The sequence below is a fragment of the Lepagella muris genome (genome assembly GCF_004793975.1).
Classification (GTDB): domain Bacteria; phylum Bacteroidota; class Bacteroidia; order Bacteroidales; family Muribaculaceae; genus Lepagella; species Lepagella muris.
Window position 1 is genome coordinate 59,226 of the sequence record NZ_SRYB01000021.1, and the last position, 14,554, is coordinate 73,779.

The following is a 14,554-nucleotide window of genomic DNA, read 5'->3' on the forward strand; positions in this document are numbered from 1 at the left end:
GAGATTGTTTAGAAGGAGAGGTTAAGACCGATAGTATATGTGCGGGGAGTGGGATAACGGCCGCGGTCAATGTTCTGAAGAAGAGAACTCTGATTGAAGGCACCGATTTCCGGATCGTATCCGCTGTAGTTGGTGAATGTGTAGACGTTCTGCACGTTGAAGTAGATTCTCGCGCTCTGCATGAACACTTTCTTCGCCCATTTCTCGGGGAGATTGTAGGTGAGTGAGATGTTCTGAATGCGGAGGTAAGAGGCATCCTCGAGCCAGCGGTCGCTCATGCGCTGGTTGCCGTTGGCGTCAAGGTTGGAGAAGCGGGGTATTCCGTTATGACCTTTTGCAAGTTGGAGATTGGAGATGTCGTCGCTGCCATTGGGGTCGATCTTCTCAGTCTGTGCGCGATTTAGAACGCTTACAGCCTGGTTGTCCCAGATTGAGCTGAGTCCTTCGGTGCGGTAGCGTGCCCAGTTGAGGATGTCGCCGCCGATCTGACCGGTAAGACCTACGTTAAGTTCGAAGTTCTTCCAAGAGAATGTGTTGGTGAAGCCGAAAGTCAGATCCGGGTTGGGGTCGCCGATGATCTTCTGGTCAGCATCATTTATCACGCCATCGCCATTCTGGTCTTTGAATTTGAGGTCGCCGATCCATGCGCCCGACACCTTATCAATCTTGTTGCTGTAAGGCTCCTTGCTGCCTGTCTGAGAGGCATGACCGAGGATGTCGGCTTCATTCTGGAAGAGACCCTCTGTCTCATATCCGTAGAATACGCCCATAGGCTGTCCGACAGCAAACATTGTTACAGTCTGGAAAGGTGCCCACCAGTCGATATTGCCATAGATTCGCTGAGAGTCGTCGTTGAGTGCAACGATCTTGTTGCGGTTGTGGGAGAGAGTCAATGAACTTGACCACATGAAGTCGCGTGTGATGACCGGACGGGCATTGATCTGCACGTCGATACCTACGTTGCGAGTCTTACCGATGTTGGCATACGGGGTATTGATCTCGCCCCAAGAGTTAGAGCCGATGTGCGAGGGCACGAAGGTCTGCATAAGAAGATCCTGAGTCTGCTTGATGTAGCCGTCAACGGTGAGTTCGAGACGGTTGCTGAAGGCTGCGAAGTCAAGACCTACGTTGTATTGCTCCGAAGCCTCCCATTTCAGGTTAGGATTGGAGAGGTTGCTCGGAATGTAGGCGGAACCCATCGGGGTGAGTATCGTCTGAAGGGATGAGCCGTAGAGATAGGTGCTGATGTTGGAGTTACCTACCTTACCGTAGCCGAGACGGAGTTTAAGGTTGCTGATCCAGTTGACGTCCTGAAGCCATTTCTCCTGGATGAGACGCCATGCGAGAGCCACTGAAGGGAATGTACCCCATTTGTTCTTGGGACCGAATTTGCTTGATCCGTCACGACGTACTGTGGCGGTGAGGAGGTAGCGGTTGTCGAAACCGTAGTTCACGCGGGCGAATACAGAGGCGGAGGAGTTGGCGTCAGACCATCCTGTGTTGGATACGAAATCACCGTCAGATCCCATGATATGGATGTTGTCGCTGGTGAAATTGTTCTTGATGAACTGAGTGCCGTTCCAAGAGCCTTTTGACACCTCAAAACCTACCATCGCAGTCACGTCATGTTTCTCGTTGAAGGTTTGATTGTAGGTGAGGTAGTCTTTTTGCATCCAGAAGAAGTTGTGGTCCTCACGCTGCATCATCTGGTTGATGTCGTTAGATACGAGACCGAACTGATAGCGTGGTATGAACGATTTGTTCTGGTTCTGTGAAGCGTCGAAAGCATATTCCGCGCGGAATGTGAAGTGTTTCAGGAAATCGGCACTTACGTAGAAGTTACCGTTGATTTTCTGACGGAGGAGAGTGTTGTTGGTCATCATGGCGAGTGCCACGGGGTTCCATGTCGATGCACCGTTGACGGTGTTCGGACCTGCCCAGTTGCCGTCGTAGTCATACACGGGCACGGAGGGCATCATGGTCATTGCCTGCATGATAACACCGTCAGAACCGTCATTTCGTGTGATGGTCTCATCTGTGCGTGTGTAGGCGAGGGCACCACCAATTTTCAGCCATTTTGTGAAATTGTTGTCGATGTTGAAGCGTGTGTTGAAGCGTGAGAAGTCAGATCCGATGATCGTACCGTCCTGCTGCATCCAGCCGCCGCTCATGGCATATACTGTTTTCTCATTACCACCGGTGACGCTCACCTGATGGCTCTGCATGAAGGCTGTGCGGAAGATCTCATCTTGCCAGTCGGTGCCTTTGCCGAGGAGGGAGATGTCGCTGTATGTCGAGTCAAAATTTCCTTTGTTCAGCACTCCCTCTGCGAGAAGCTGCTGCTGATAGAGTGCGTATTCACGAAGATCCATCATGTCGAGGCGTTTTGCCACCTGCTGCCACGCCACGTATCCGTCGTAGGTCACGTTGGTGTGTCCGGCAGAACCGCGACGGGTAGTCACAAGCACAACACCGTTGGCACCTGCCGCACCATATATGGCACAGGCGGAGGCATCTTTAAGCACGTCGATGCTCACGATGTCGGAGGGGGCGATGGCTGCCAGCGGGTTTACCTTTGTCTGACCGTTGCTGCCGCCCATCCAGTCGAACCCGCCGATGTCGCTGCTGCCGCTCATAGGCACGCCGTCAATCACATAGAGAGGTTCGTTAGAAGAGTTGAGTGAGCTTGCACCACGGATACGTACTGAAGTGGCACCGCCGGGAGCACCGGAGTTCTGTGTCACCTGCACACCTGCAACCTTGCCCTGGAGCATCTGGTCGGCATTGGTGACAATCGATTGTTTCATCTGAGCTTCTGAAAGGGAAGCGACAGAACCCGTGATGTCGGATTTCTTTTGTGTGCCATAGCCGACCACAACAACATCCTCAAGTACCTGGGAATCCTCTTTCAGTACGATGGTGAGGTTGGTCTTACCATTGAGTTTGACCTCCTGTGTGGCATATCCCACATAAGAGACCATGAGAGTGGCATTTGATGAAGAGACGTTGAATTTGAAATTTCCGTCAATGTCTGTGGCTGCTCCGTTCTGTTTACCTTTTTCAAGCACGGTGGCTCCGATCAGGGGTTCACCTGCTTCATCGGTAACAACGCCTGTGACAGTGACCTGTGCGGCTCCGCTCATCGCTATCAAGCAGAAGAAGGATACCAACAGCCACTTGAAGTGGCAAAGCTTTGTCTTCATGAGTTGAAAGATTAGTTTTGTAAATATTAAGATTGATTGAGTTTTCTTTGTTTGGGGAGGAGAGAGCTGATCTTAAGTGAGTATATGATTTTAGGTTATATATATACTTAAGTCGGGTATCTTTTCCGTTTGCAAAGTTATAGTGATAAACGACTAAAAACTTGCACTATTTTATCCGAAATTACCATAAATCTTTAAATATAAGATTTTTTTAGTTAATTATAAATAAAGAGAGAGAAATTCAATTGAATTTCTCTCTCTGACGCAATCTTATTTACCTAAATTACCTGATTGTTTTGTCGTTATTGACGTTATTGTCAATAATGTCAATAATGACGATAATGAAAATAATGAGGGAAATGACTTATTTTATTACTTTGAGCTTTTTGTTGGCATTGCGGATGAGGTTGAGCGTGCTGCGGTCGGATGTGAAGACGGAGTTAAGACCTTGATCCTCCTGTGCCGGGTCGCCGGTATAGGGGTCGCCGGGTTGCCAGCTTTTATGCACCGGATGAGCGTTGCCGCCCCAGCCCCAGAAGTTTATGCCGTTGAGCAGATCGCCCTCGGTCAGCGTGTCGAGCACATATTTATAATATGCATCGCGGTTGGTGGTGGGGCTGCCGATGGCAATATCCATATTATCGCGGGGGAAGCCGAATTCTTCAAGCACAATAGGCTTTTTCGTAAGAGCGCGGTGTGATTCTATATATTCCTTAGTATTGGCGATGGCATCCGGAAGATCCTCGGTCATGCTTTCCGGTTTCACCCAACTCCAGTTGTAGGGCCAGATGTGGATGTTGGCATAATCGATGGCATCCGAATTGTGGATACGTGCCCATAGGTCGATATCCCCTTCGCATCCCCATTTCCCCTCGCTTCCGGTAGATACCAGATGATTGGGATCCAGACTCTTGATAAGACGTCCGGTGTCGGTAAGCCATTTATAGAAAACTTCCTTGTTGGCAGGATCGAAACAGCGTGGCTCATTGGCTATCTGCCACGACATTATGGCGGGTGAGTCTGTGTAAGGTTTGCCTGTCACGCTGTTGACGCGTGTCACGATATTGCGTACATGATTTGCAAACATGTTTTTTGCCTTCTCGTCAGTGACAAAGCGTGAGGCATATTTGATATATTTGTCGTAGCCGTCGCGTAGAGGGAGGGGAGCCTCCTCATGTCCTGCCCATTCAAGATAGGTACCGAATCCGCCACTCCATTCCCATGCGTTGTTGAGATAGATGACGGCTTTCATATTGCGTCGTTCCAATTCGGCTATGAGATAATCCAACCCTTTAAGAATATCTTCGTTATATTCCCCGGGGGCAGTCTGTAGGGTAGGCTCTATGTGGGAGGGGATTGTCCTGTTGCCGTCACCTCCGGCGAGGATGCGGAGGTTATCGATGCCGAGAGCTTGAAGCGAGTCAAGTTCTTCAGAGAGGCGTGTGCGGTCGCCACCGTTGCCGGGAGAGGCGAGTATAGCCCCATACCAGAAGTTGGTGCCGGCATATTTATACGGTTTGCCATCAAGCATGAATTTGCCATCCTCAACAGTGACGAAATCATTTGCACGCATGATTATTCCTGAAAATATAAATATGAATAATATTATGAAAATATTGACTTTTTTTGACATATTTTAATTTGGATTTAAAATGAATTGGAGGTGATGTTTTTAGGGTCTTACATATCCCAGTTGTCGGTGCGGAACGGCACTACAGGCATCCCGTAGTTGTCGTGCAGCTTACCGATTGCAAAATTCTTGAAGCAGTAGCGCACCGATTTTATATCCTTCACATCGGGAGAGGAGACCTTTACCGATAGTTTGCTCAGGTCGATCTCCGCTTTTGCGGGATGAAATACCCGGTCTTCCCCTGCTACCTCAAAACCTTCGATATTTTCGTTGGGCGACAGGCCGCTCCATGCATTGTCGAACGTGATCAGCGCATATTCGCCATGATTCTCCATCTCCTTAAAGGTGGGGTAGGTGTGAGGGATGCCGGGAATGCCGTAGGAATATGTGGCGGCAGCGGCAGCCATACGTTGACCGATAGGACGCTTGTTGCGGGCATGTATGTCGTTGACCTCATCGGGATACACAAGATCAGACGTACAGACAATGTATCTTCCGTCGGCAGTATCCGCTCCCTTGTGCTGAGCTTCGCGGAAAAGAGCCGCCTCCGTCTTGTCGGGACCGCCATATTCCCAGCCGGGTAGCTCCACGAAATAGAAAGGTATCGACGGATTCTGCCATAGATCGCGCCAATGATGCACCATCTCGGTCTGACGGGTGGGATAATAGTCATGTCCGCCTACGTTTGACTCCCCCTGATTCCAGAGGAAGCCGCGGACTGTATATCCAGCCACAGGGAGCAGCATGGCATTATACATAACGTTGATGCGTTCCCATTCACCCATGTCAGGATTGTTTTTCTCCGCTTCAAGATTTCTGTCGGGATATTTGGCAATGATGCCAGCGGGCAACCATCCCTCTACTTTCGAGCCACCGTATGCACATGAGATGATGCCTACAGGCACGTCGATGATGTCGCGTAGGGCAGTGGCGAAATACCATCCCAGGGCTGAAAATTCGGAAGTGGTGGAGGGGGTACATTCCATCCAGCTGCCGTTGAAGTTATCCTGCGGCTCATAGCTTGCGGCTTTCGGCACATTGATAAACCGTATACCTTTTCCGAGACTGCGGCTGAACATGACCTGTTCGCCGGCACCTTCAACGGGTTGGTGCCAGAATCCGCGCATCGGCATCTCCATGTTGCTCTGTCCGGAAGCGAGCCACACTTCGCCGGCAAGCACATTGCCGAGAGTGCGCGTGTCGTTGTCGGATTTATCGGTAATCTTTATCTCCGTAGGAGTGAAGGAGGGAGCGGGAGTCTTCAGTGTAAGTCTCCATTTGCCATCCTTACCGGTCTTTGCTGATGCGGATTCTCCCCACGACCCTTCTGCCGTGACGGTGGAGCCGGGAGTGGCTTTTCCCCAGATGGCAGCCATGGTGTCAGCCTGGATTACCATGTTGTCGGTGAATATATTTGGTAGCTCTATCTTGGCATTAGAACTGAACGCGAGGGCAAGGAATGCCGGAAGTATTATTTTGCTTGGTTTCATGGTCTTTCAGTTGAATTTTTTGCAAAGGTACAATTATTGCTGTCATTTGCAAAGGGATACAGGCGATTGTGCAAGGAATTGGTAAAATAGTACAATCAAGATACATCAAGCACATCAAGTTATTACATTATGCACAAAAGTCTATGGTTGTGCATGATGTAAGAGCATGATGTGCTTGATGTATCAGACGAGTAGGCGGTTGCGTTTGTATAGCTCGCGAAATTCTTTTGGGGAACATCCTTTCCGTTTCTTGAAGATGCGGTTGAAGTAGCTGATGTTGTTGAAGCCACATTCGAATGAGATTTCCGAGATGGAGTGTGTGCTGTCGACGAGTGCTCGTGTGGCATGACCAAGACGCACGTCGATGATGTATTCCGAGACGTGGCGTCCGGTGCGTAGCTTGAAGAATCGGCTGAATGCTGTGGGAGTCATCCCTACAAGATCAGCAAGGTCGGAGAGGCGTATCTCATCCTTATAATTATTGTCGATATATTCCTGCACTTTCAGCACACGACGGCTGTCTGTGCGGGTGGGTGCCTGTGCAAATGAGGATGAGGATAGCTGTACGCTTTCCGTGGAGTTGGCAAGTTCGTATAGTATGCGCATAAGCAGTAGCATCCGCTGGAAATTGTCGGGCGTTTTGGTCAGTTCGTCAAGAAGATGATACACTCTCAGTATGTCGTTATGTGAGAAAGCGATACCGTTGCCCGACCGTTCAAGCAGTTCCTTTATCGGAGCCATCTGGTTCTTGCTCAGGAAAGTGTCGCCGAAAAGTTTTTTCGAGAATTGGAGGGTCATCTCATGTATCTTAGGGGAAGAGCATTTCCCTTGTTCCCAGCAGTGTTCGATGTTATGTCCGACCAGCACAAGGTCAAGCGGACCTATCTCACATACCGAGTCGCCGACCACACGTGAAGCTCCTGCGGCATCCCCCACAAAATTGAGTTCATAATCCTCATGGCGATGTATCGGATAGTTGAAACGATCCTTATATCTGTCGATAAAATAGAAACAGTCTTTGTCGGAGAGTGGTGTGATTTCGGTTATTATTTCTCTTTGAGCCGGTGACATGGTATTATGACTGATATTATGAAGTTGTGTAAACTTCTGTGTTAATTTGACATAATAACGATAATATTTATTGATTGTTGTATGTAAAATAAGGATTTGCAAATCACTTCAGAGCGGTAAGATGGGATGAGGATTATAAATAAAGTTAAAGTGGTAGAAAAAGGTATGAGAGTGTAGTAAAAGGATGGAATTATTGTCTAATTTTGTATCGGTGTAGTCCGATGTTGATGCGGACTTTTGTCTCGAATAATAATAATCCAATAAAATCTATGGGAAAACTGACCTGTATATCATTGATGACTATCTCGTTGGCTATGTCTATCCCGGCATTTGCCGAGATTGTGCATGTGTCAACACCGAAGACTTCCCTCGTGCTGGATGCCACGAAGGGTGAGCCTCTGAAGTTTCTGTATTATGGTGCCGGATTGGGTGCCAACGATCTGAATGCGTTTCCAGGTAGTGGTGACGCGCAGTTTAACGCATATCCCGTCTATGGTCTCTGGCCTGAGAAGGAGGCTGCCATGAGTGCGGTGCATGCCGACGGGAATATGACCCTTGATATGGCTGTGACCGGTATCACTTCTTCTGTGGAGCAGAACGGTGCGAAGGTGACAACTGTGTCAATGGCGGATAAGGTATATCCGTTTTATGTCGACGTGAATTACCGCACCTATCCGGAGAGTGACGTGATAGAGACGTGGACTGTGACAAGCCATGACGAGAAGAAACCGGTGAAACTGACCCGTTTCATGTCGGGGTATCTGCCTATCCGTCGCAGTGATGTCCACGTGTCGCAACTCTATGGCTCATGGGCAAATGAGGGGAAAGTGGAGGAGGCTCCGTTGCCCCATAATCTGAAGGTGATAAAGAATAAGGATGGTGTGCGCAATTCCCATACGTCTCATGCCGAGGTGATGATGTCGCTTGACGGTAAGGGTGAGGAACAGCATGGTCGTGTGATTGGTGCGGCGTTGTGCTACGGTGGCAATTTCAAACTGATGTTTGATACTGATGACAGCAATTATCACCATTTCTTTGCCGGAATAAATGAGGAGAACTCCGCATATAATCTGAAGAAGGGTGAGAAATTTGTCACTCCGGCTCTTGCATTGACCTACTCGGAGGAGGGTCTTGGTGGTGCAAGCCGTAATTTCCATAAATGGGGACGTAATTACCGTCTTGCCAATGGTGACGAGTTGCGCAAGGTGCTTCTCAACAGCTGGGAAGGTGTATATTTCGATATAAATGAAGAGGGAATGGGGCAGATGATGAAGGATATCGCCGATATGGGTGGCGAACTTTTCGTCATGGACGACGGATGGTTCGGCGTGAAGTATCCGCGTAAGAATGATTCCTCCTCTCTCGGTGACTGGATGGTAGACACCACGAAGTTGCCGCATGGTATCAAGGGACTTTGCAACACTGCTGACAAGAATGGCATAAAGTTCGGTATATGGATTGAGCCGGAGATGGTCAATTCTATATCTGAGCTTTATGAGAAGTATCCGGAGTATATCGTGAAGGCTGCCAACAGGGATGCCGTGCAGGGGCGTGGTGGCACTCAGCTTGTGCTCGACATGGCAAACCCGAAGGTGCAGGATCTCGTATTTGAGGTGGTTGACACCCTCATGACTAAGTATCCGGAGATTGATTATATCAAATGGGATGCCAATGCCCCGATAATGAATCATGGTTCGCAGTATCAGAGTGCCGACAACCAGAGTCATCTCTATATTGATTATCACAAAGGTCTTGAAAAGACCCTCCAGCGCATACGTGCCAAATATCCTGAACTGACGATTCAGGCATGTGCAAGCGGTGGCGGACGTGCCAACTGGGGAATACTTCCGTATTTCGATGAGTTCTGGGTGAGCGACAATACCGATGCGCTTCAGAGAATCTACATGCAGTGGGGTACGAGCTATTTCTTCCCCGCGATTGCCATGGCTTCACATATCTCGGCAAGTCCGAACCATCAGACCAACCGTATTGTGCCTTTGAAATTCCGCACGGATGTGGCTATGAGCGGACGTCTCGGCATGGAGATCCAGCCCAAGAATATGACTGACGAGGAGAAAGCGCAGACGCGTAAGGCTATCGCGGATTATAAGAGCGTGCGTCCGGTGGTGCAGCATGGCGATCTATATCGCCTTCTCTCGCCGTATGACGGTAAGGGTGCCGCATCCCTGATGTATGTCGCGCCTGATAAGAATGAGGCTGTGTATTATTGGTGGAAGACGGAGCAGTTTGTCAACCAGCAGTTGCCTCGCGTGACGATGGCGGGTCTTGATCCGGATAAACTCTATACTGTCACGGAGCTTAACCGAGTGGACAATTCCCCGTTGCCATTTGAGGGTAAGACATTCACCGGGCGTTATCTGATGTCGAACGGTCTGGAGATGCCGTTGAGCCATAATGTAGACTGGAACAAGCGCAACGACTATGCTTCGCGTGTGCTTCGTCTGCAAGCAAAATGATCGGAAGATAGAATTAATCCTGAATATTGATGAGGTTGGGAGTGGTATTACGCTCTCAACCTCTCTTTATATATGGTGCCTAATTGCTGAAAAATATGTTAATTGTTGAAAATTGTAACTTTTTTTAAAGTTTTTATTGCAAATTGTTGTGTAATTAAAATTTTTGTTGTTACTTTGCACCTGTCAAAACTTCCATTCCCGATTTTTGAGGATGGATAAATAAAGGAAACGAAAGTTTTTTACAGGTATAAAGAATATTAAATTACTCATATTTTCAATTTATGAAAGCATCTGAAGTGATGGCGGATCTCCGTCGCAGATTCCCGAATGAGCCTGAGTATCTTCAGGCAGTGGAAGAGGTAGTGACCTCTATCGAAGACGTCTATAACGAATACCCCTCTTTTGAGGCAGAGAACCTTATTGAACGTCTTTGCATTCCGGACCGTATCTTCTCTTTCCGCGTAAGCTGGGTTGACGACAAGGGGAAAGTGCACAACAACATGGGCTACCGTATCCAGCATAACAATGCTATTGGTCCCTACAAAGGAGGTATCCGTTTCCACGCTTCAGTCAACCAGTCAATCCTCAAGTTCCTTGCATTCGAGCAGACATTCAAGAACTCCCTCACTACTCTTCCGATGGGTGGTGGCAAAGGTGGTTCCGACTTCTCTCCGCGTGGAAAGAGCGACATGGAAATCATGCGCTTCTGCCAGGCATTTATCGCTGAGCTATGGCGTCAGATCGGTCCTGACACCGACGTGCCTGCCGGTGATATCGGCGTAGGTGGTCGTGAGGTAGGCTACATGTTCGGCTATTACAAGAAGATGGCGCGTGAGTTTACCGGTACTTTCACAGGCAAGGGTCTTGACTTCGGTGGTTCACTCATCCGTCCTGAGGCTACAGGTTATGGCAACTGCTATTTCCTTCTCAATATGCTTGCTACACGTGGTATCGATATCAAGGGTAAGAAAGTGGCTGTGTCTGGATCAGGCAACGTGGCTACCTATACTACCCGCAAACTTACCGAACTCGGTGCAAAGGTAGTCTCCATGAGCGATAGCGGCGGCTCAATCATCAAACCGGAAGGTTTCTCTGAGGAGCAGCTCGATTATATATTCGAATTGAAGAACTATTATCGCGGTCGTATCAGCGAGGTTGCGGAGAAATATCCCGATGTGCAGTATCTCCCCGGCGAGCGTCCTTGGAAACACGTGAAGTGTGATATCGCAATGCCTTCTGCAACTCAGAATGAACTTGACGGCGACGATGCTCAGGCACTTCTTGACAATGGCGTGATTGCCGTGAGCGAGGGTGCAAACATGCCTTCTACTCCGGAAGCGATCAAGAAATTCCTTGCTGCCAAGATTCTTTACGCTCCGGGTAAGGCTGCCAACGCAGGTGGTGTGGCTGTCTCCGGTCTTGAGATGGCTCAGAACTCACAGAAACTCTCTTGGAGTGCAGAGGAGGTTGACGACAAGCTCAAGAGCATCATGAAGAATATCCACGAGCAGTGTGAGAAATACGGCAAAGAGGAAGGCTCTGACTTCATCAACTACGTGAAGGGTGCCAACGTTGCCGGCTTCATGAAAGTTGCCCGCGCTATGATGGCTCAGGGTGTGCTCTGATAAAACTGAAATCTCAGCAAAAAACCATAAAAACACAAACAATCCTTGAGGTGAGGTTGCCGTGTAGGCAATCTCACCTATTTTGTTACATAATTTTTAGGATGCCTAAATAATTATTTATATTGCATGGATAAAATCTCAATTATTATATCTATTTTTGTAGATGAATGTCAACTGTAATAAATACTATCGTTATGTGTACTGAAAGATATATAAATCCTTTTACGGATTTTGGTTTCAAGAAGATCTTCGGTTCCCCGGAAAATAAGCATCTTCTCATAAGGATTCTTAATGATCTTCTTGAATGTAATGACCCGATTGAGGATCTGACATACTTAAATCCGGAGAAACTCGGAATTGCCTCAACAAACCGTAAGGCGATTTTCGATATCTATTGCCAGACAAAATCAGGAGCACACATAATCGTCGAGATGCAGAACATGCATCAGGAGTTCTTCACGGACCGGAGCATCTGCTACTCGACATTCCCGATGCAGGAGGTGGCAAAGAAGGGTGATTGGGATTTTAATCTGCCGCCGGTTTACACCGTGGTGTTCCTTAACTTCCGTATGCAGCAGTTCTGTGATGATCCGGAACCAAAACATACGGCAAAGATATGTGATGTAAGCAACGGAAGGGTGCTGTATGACAAGCTGACATACGTCTACATCGAGATGCCAAAGGTGGTGAAGCCATTGGAGAAACTGGAAAATCCTGTGGAGAGATGGCTTTGGGCGATAAAGAACATGAATGATCTTGATGAGTATCCGGAATTTCTGAAGGATGATATATTCCGTGAACTGTTCAGGGTATCAGAGATATATGCGTTCACTAAGGAGGAGCGTATGGCTTATGAGGAGAGTCTCAAGAATATGCGCGACTGGAACAACATACTCAACACTGCTGTCAAGGAAAGTAGAGCAGAAGGACGAGCAGAAGGACGAGCAGAAGGACTGGAAGAGGGTGTCAAAGTAGGCATGGATAAGGAACGTAAGATTATCGCCCGACAGATGCTTGCGGCGGGATTGCCTATCAATAAAGTGGCAGAATTTACCGGACTCTCCGTTGAAATAATAGAAGAGTTATAGATTAAGCCATCCGTTTTTGGGGAAATAATAACCTGATAATTCCGTTGAAATAATAGAAGAATCATTCGATCCTATATATTACCTAAAATTGCCGGTCTCATATAGAAATAGATAGAAATTCATTATCAGATATTTAGATAATTAAATTTAAAAACTAATGAAACAGATGATTCTTTTGGCTGCCGCAGGGATGCTGGCAGTATCTGCCGGAGCCGCTGATTCCGGTCGTGCACCTCTGATGGGTTGGAGCTCGTGGAATACATACGGACTCGACATTAATGAGCAGCTTATCAAGGAGCAGGCTGACGCTATGGTGAAGTCAGGATTGAAGGATGCGGGATATATGTTCATCAATATTGACGATGGATTCTGGAACGGCCGCGCAGAGGATGGAAAGTTGATAATTGATTCCAAGAAGTTCCCCAACGGAATGAGGGCAGTGTCGGATTATATTCATAGTGTCGGTCTTAAGGCTGGCATATATTCCGATGCAGGCGACAATACTTGTGGTTCACAGAACCGTGACCCGTATGGTCTTAATGTAGGGTTATTCCGTTATGAAAAGGAGGATTGCCATACTTATTTCATAGATTGGAACTATGATTTCATAAAGGTGGACTATTGCGGAGGCATGCATCGCAACCTTGATGATGAGAAACAATACACCAAGATAGCTGAGGCTATAAGGAATTGTGGACGTGACGATATCCAGTTCAATATATGTCGATGGGCTTATCCCGGTACGTGGGTTACAGGTATCGCCGATTCTTGGCGTACTACCGGCGACATATATGATGCATGGGAATCGGTGAGAAATATTCTTGCGGAGAATCTGTATCTGTCGGCTTATTGTCGTGACGGGCATTACAACGATATGGATATGCTTGAGGTAGGACGAAGCATGACTCCGGAGGAGGATCGTACGCATTTCGCAATGTGGTGTATCATGAGTTCGCCGTTGCTTGTCGGGTGCGATATGAGGAACATGAAGCCGGAAACTGTCGACCTGTTGACCAATAAGGAGCTGATTGCCCTTAATCAGGACCCGCTTCATCTTCAGGCTTACGTGGCGGATAAGATTGGCGATGTGTATGTGATGGTAAAGGATATAGAGAAACATTTCGGCAATACACGCGCCATAGCACTCTATAACCCTTCTGACAAACCGCAGACCGTGGATGTGGATCTTGAAAAACTGGAATTGGGCGGAAAGGTGAAACTCCGTGACCTTATCAACCGGAAAGATGCCGGAGCGTTTACGAAGGAATGTCGTATGACTGTGCCTGCTCATGGCGTGGTTGTGTTAAAGGCTAAGGCTGACAGGCGTCTGGAGAGAGTGCGCTATGAGGGTGAGTGCGGATATATAAGCGATTATCAGGAACTTGTGAATAATGCTATAATGCGTACCGGTATTTATTCTCAAGAAGCGGCATGTTCGGGTGGTGCAAAGGCAGGATGGCTCGGTTATAAGGAGGAGAATGACCTACGTTTTGACGATGTATACAGTAAGAATGGTGGAGATTATGAGATGACCATCGGTTTTCTTACAGAGGAAGACCGGGAAATCTTGGTAGAGATAAACGGCGAGAAGGTCTCAAAATATGTGGCAAATTCCGGAGGGTACAACAAGGTGGGTACTCTGACGATTCCCGTATCCCTAAAAAAGGGGGTCAACAGCGTGCGCTTCTCTAACCCGGATTACTTTATGCCCGATATTGATTATTTCGATATTAAACCTATTATTTAATTGATAATCATGTATATATATCGAATAAGTAAGGATATCGACTTCGTTTAATGGAAAATCAGGGTCACTGCCGGTGGCTCTGGTTTTTTTGTATGGCACATGGTCTATTTCTCCATGTCGGCTAAATTTATTAATTTTGCGATAACAAATGGGAATTTTCAAGAGGAGTATATCTGCATTTATGGTTGCAGTTTTCGTAATGTTTATTTGCGGAAACACTATG

8 protein-coding genes are annotated in these 14,554 nt (G+C 47.7%); 4 read left to right on the forward strand and 4 right to left on the reverse strand.

The genetic code is table 11. From position 1 onward, the window contains the following. Positions 1-8 precede the first annotated feature (8 nt). The 4 genes from E5331_RS13455 to E5331_RS13470 all read right to left on the reverse strand — a co-directional run bounded on the left by E5331_RS13455 (position 9) and on the right by E5331_RS13470 (position 7,394). Positions 9-3,203, reverse strand: a complete 3,195-nt coding sequence (locus tag E5331_RS13455; RefSeq protein ID WP_275441214.1) for a SusC/RagA family TonB-linked outer membrane protein — start codon at positions 3,201-3,203, stop codon at positions 9-11. Positions 3,204-3,567: 364 nt separating this feature from the next. Then, entirely contained in the window at positions 3,568-4,836 is a 1,269-nt protein-coding gene (locus tag E5331_RS13460; RefSeq protein WP_123481507.1) for a glycoside hydrolase 5 family protein, read from the reverse strand. A 47-nt stretch (positions 4,837-4,883) separates the two neighbouring features. Then, the gene (locus E5331_RS13465; protein ID WP_123481506.1) at positions 4,884-6,323 is read right to left on the reverse strand and encodes a sialate O-acetylesterase; all 1,440 of its coding nucleotides are present in this window, start codon (positions 6,321-6,323) and stop codon (positions 4,884-4,886) included. 183 nt (positions 6,324-6,506) lie between these two features. Then, a complete protein-coding gene (locus tag E5331_RS13470; RefSeq protein WP_123481505.1) occupies positions 6,507-7,394 on the reverse strand; it encodes an AraC family transcriptional regulator in 888 nt (295 codons plus the stop codon). A 296-nt stretch (positions 7,395-7,690) separates the two neighbouring features. Between E5331_RS13470 and E5331_RS13475 the strand changes: the two genes are divergently transcribed. The 4 genes from E5331_RS13475 (at position 7,691) to E5331_RS13490 (ending at position 14,331) form a co-directional block, all read left to right on the forward strand. Then, positions 7,691-9,871, forward strand: coding sequence for an alpha-galactosidase (locus E5331_RS13475; RefSeq protein ID WP_275441219.1), 2,181 nt, complete (start codon positions 7,691-7,693; stop codon positions 9,869-9,871). A gap of 281 nt (positions 9,872-10,152) precedes the next feature. Beyond that, positions 10,153-11,496 carry an NADP-specific glutamate dehydrogenase gene (locus tag E5331_RS13480; RefSeq protein WP_123481503.1) on the forward strand — a complete coding sequence of 448 codons (1,344 nt, stop codon included), beginning with the start codon at positions 10,153-10,155 and terminating at the stop codon, positions 11,494-11,496. Between the two features lie 194 nt (positions 11,497-11,690). Then, on the forward strand, positions 11,691-12,584 hold the full coding sequence (locus E5331_RS13485) for an Rpn family recombination-promoting nuclease/putative transposase (protein ID WP_168355236.1): 894 nt from the start codon (positions 11,691-11,693) through the stop codon (positions 12,582-12,584). 157 nt (positions 12,585-12,741) lie between these two features. Next, positions 12,742-14,331: an alpha-galactosidase D gene (locus tag E5331_RS13490; protein ID WP_123481501.1), complete on the forward strand. Its 1,590-nt coding sequence runs from the start codon at positions 12,742-12,744 to the stop codon at positions 14,329-14,331. Positions 14,332-14,554 lie beyond the last annotated feature (223 nt).

What these genes read in the sequence shown, in the direction of transcription:
- E5331_RS13455 (WP_275441214.1), bottom strand. Translation starts at nt 3,203, where the DNA reads ATGAAGACAAAGCTTTGCCACTTCAAGTGGCTGTTGGTATCCTTCTTC.
- E5331_RS13460 (WP_123481507.1), bottom strand. Translation starts at nt 4,836, where the DNA reads ATGTCAAAAAAAGTCAATATTTTCATAATATTATTCATATTTATATTT.
- E5331_RS13465 (WP_123481506.1), bottom strand. Translation starts at nt 6,323, where the DNA reads ATGAAACCAAGCAAAATAATACTTCCGGCATTCCTTGCCCTCGCGTTC.
- E5331_RS13470 (WP_123481505.1), bottom strand. Translation starts at nt 7,394, where the DNA reads ATGTCACCGGCTCAAAGAGAAATAATAACCGAAATCACACCACTCTCC.
- E5331_RS13475 (WP_275441219.1), top strand. Translation starts at nt 7,691, where the DNA reads ATGACTATCTCGTTGGCTATGTCTATCCCGGCATTTGCCGAGATTGTG.
- E5331_RS13480 (WP_123481503.1), top strand. Translation starts at nt 10,153, where the DNA reads ATGAAAGCATCTGAAGTGATGGCGGATCTCCGTCGCAGATTCCCGAAT.
- E5331_RS13485 (WP_168355236.1), top strand. Translation starts at nt 11,691, where the DNA reads ATGTGTACTGAAAGATATATAAATCCTTTTACGGATTTTGGTTTCAAG.
- E5331_RS13490 (WP_123481501.1), top strand. Translation starts at nt 12,742, where the DNA reads ATGAAACAGATGATTCTTTTGGCTGCCGCAGGGATGCTGGCAGTATCT.